The following is a 2,511-nucleotide window of genomic DNA, read 5'->3' as shown; positions in this document are numbered from 1 at the left end:
CTTAACACTTCTTTTCCGTGATAGGAAACATGTAAATTCTGAATTAATAATATGTCGTCCAACGTTTTTCACTCCTTTTAGTTGTTTGATGATTTGCATATAACTTACAAACTTTCACTAAGGCAACTTTTTGCCAAAAATAAAAGGTTCTACAAGAACACCTCTAATAAATTAATTTATGTATTTGCATTAACGAAATAAACTTGTGCTTGTAAATTTATTTTTCCCTAGTGCAACTTTAATACCATTATATTCACTCTATTTCTAATTTACAACCTAAATATTCTGTTTATGATTGTCTATTTTAAAATAAGTCTGCAAAAAAAGAGTCGAATCGTAGTTACTATGCGATCTGACTCTTTTTTTGCACACTTATTCTCTTTCTACTAGAATAAACCTTGAAAATTTGATCTTTTGCTACCTGTTATAACTCCTCTTTTCCGCCGGCTAGACAAGTACACTATTGAATCGTAGAAAATATTCCAGTTCAAGTAAGAAGTATGATTGGTTCCAAAATGCATAAAGTCAGCCTCAGTTTCCACTTGCAAAACTATTTATATTCTATCTATAGCATCTTTTAAAGGGTGTTTATTTATTTCTTCTAGTTGTATTACTAACTCTAGTAGTTGTTTTTGATGGGCAGATTTTTTGATAATCTATATTTATAGTTGCACGTTCCCCCCATGAATGGAATACAAAAGGCCCTCCTTTGACAATAGGAACCTCTATGATAAAGGGTTCTATATAATCACCATGAGTAACCAGATCCGGTATATCAGCTTTCCCTAAACTAAGTTGTTCCAGTATATAATTAAAGTAGTTAATAGCTAAATAATAAACTAAACGTTTTAGGAGTTTAATAAATTCTTGAACATTATCTAGGTCGGTAATTTCAAATCATACTATTAAGGTCATCAGTTAATAAATACAGAAATTCTCTATCTACATGATTAGCATAGTCAAGTCGCCTTTTGTATAAGCGATCTGAATATGATTGTGAATTATCTACATCATAGATCTGATCAAAACCTTGGATTGCGTATCGCCATTGGAGATATGCTTTAGCAATAGGGCAACAATTTCTCGAATGTAAATTTTTTTTCATACGGATTAGGCAATGTTTATGCTTTGAATAAATCTCTTTTCTTAATTTTCTAGCCGTACAGTTTATTATTGTCTTGGTCTCTTGAAAAATAATTTCGTTATATTTGATTCCGAATCCATAATATTTTAATGAAGATTGATTAGTTTTGATAGGGAAATTAAGTGCATTTAATTTCTTAACTGTAGTATGGTTCTCCCTTAGATCCTTTGTATGGATAAAATTGTTCTTAATGTTATTGGAAGTTTTCAATAAATTTCTAATCATTGTATAACTATTATCATCGGTTTCTTTTTTATCTACAAAAAACAAGGATGAGGTTATAATTTTTTTCTCATCAGGTGGAAGTAACATCCACTCTTTTAATTCAGTAAATTTTATTTTATGGAAAGTTGGTTGATACCACTTCGGGCGATACGGATTGATGAAATTACTAAAGGTATTCCCGCAGTTACACTGAAAGGAATTAAGCTTGTTCCTAAAGTTAGTTCGATATTGTTGGTTATTTTCCGAATTGCCGCAGCAAATTGAAGATGAGTTAACTAAGGGGATTTGGTGAAAGGGACATATATTATTAAGTAATTTAAACTGGTGCAATAAGCTATGAAACCCTTGCGTAATACATTGAGGACAAAAATAAAGTTGAGGATAAAAATATTTTAATAGATTATTTTTTCCATCATAAATTGGATCAGTCAGAAGATTAATCATTGATTGGTTATGCTCAAATAAAGAAAAGCTAAATATTTGTTTGAAATTCATATCATCTATGCCTTCTAAGGTGAAAAGATCAATAAACCTGGCATTCATATTTGACTTTACTGGTCTTACGTATTCTGTACCTATTAAACCTAAAAAGTCTCTAGTTGTAAGTGCATTAGCATATTTAATTTTTTCAATTATTGTCCATGGTGAATCAAAAGGACATACCCACTTACTATTCCAAGTGACTTCCCCTATAAAACGTCTCAATATTGTGCCCTCCAAACTTATTATTAAATAATGTCAGGGTTATTCTTCTACTAGTATTGACAAGAAATTCTATTAATATAAGAAAATATACATAAACAGTTGGATTTTCACTAAAACCTTTATAAGGGAATTTCCTGAGATACAGATAAAATAAAAAATTCGCCAGAACAATAAACTCTGACGATTTCATGCAGATCATTTCATGTCAACTTCTTTATTGTAAAAGTTTCTAGGGATACTAAGTTCGGAATGTCTTAACTCCTTTTCTGAAAATCTTTTTTTACTCTGTGATGCAAAAGGACATAAAAGAGTTGAATATTTAATTGTTTTGTCCCACCAATGAAATTCAATCGGTTCTTCTGTGTCTTTTGATGGGAATATGACTGTGAAAAAAGCCAGATCTTTATAGATGTACTGTCTAAAATTAGCCTCTTCTC

The 2,511-nt window shown here is 30.5% G+C and carries 2 protein-coding genes; both read right to left on the bottom strand.

The window, feature by feature from the left end:
- Positions 1–892: 892 nt before the first annotated feature.
- Positions 893–2,074: a hypothetical protein gene (locus JCM9140_RS21775; protein WP_034751739.1), complete on the bottom strand. Its 1,182-nt coding sequence runs from the start codon at positions 2,072–2,074 to the stop codon at positions 893–895.
- Between the two features lie 195 nt (positions 2,075–2,269).
- On the bottom strand, positions 2,270–2,511 hold a 242-nt coding region (locus JCM9140_RS24255), incomplete at its 5' end, for a hypothetical protein (protein ID WP_034751737.1).

Source organism: Halalkalibacter wakoensis JCM 9140, from assembly GCF_000513095.1.
GTDB lineage: Bacteria > Bacillota > Bacilli > Bacillales > Bacillaceae_D > Halalkalibacter > Halalkalibacter wakoensis.
The sequence above is the reverse complement of the archived record's forward strand: the minus strand, read 5'-3'. Positions and strand labels throughout refer to the sequence as shown.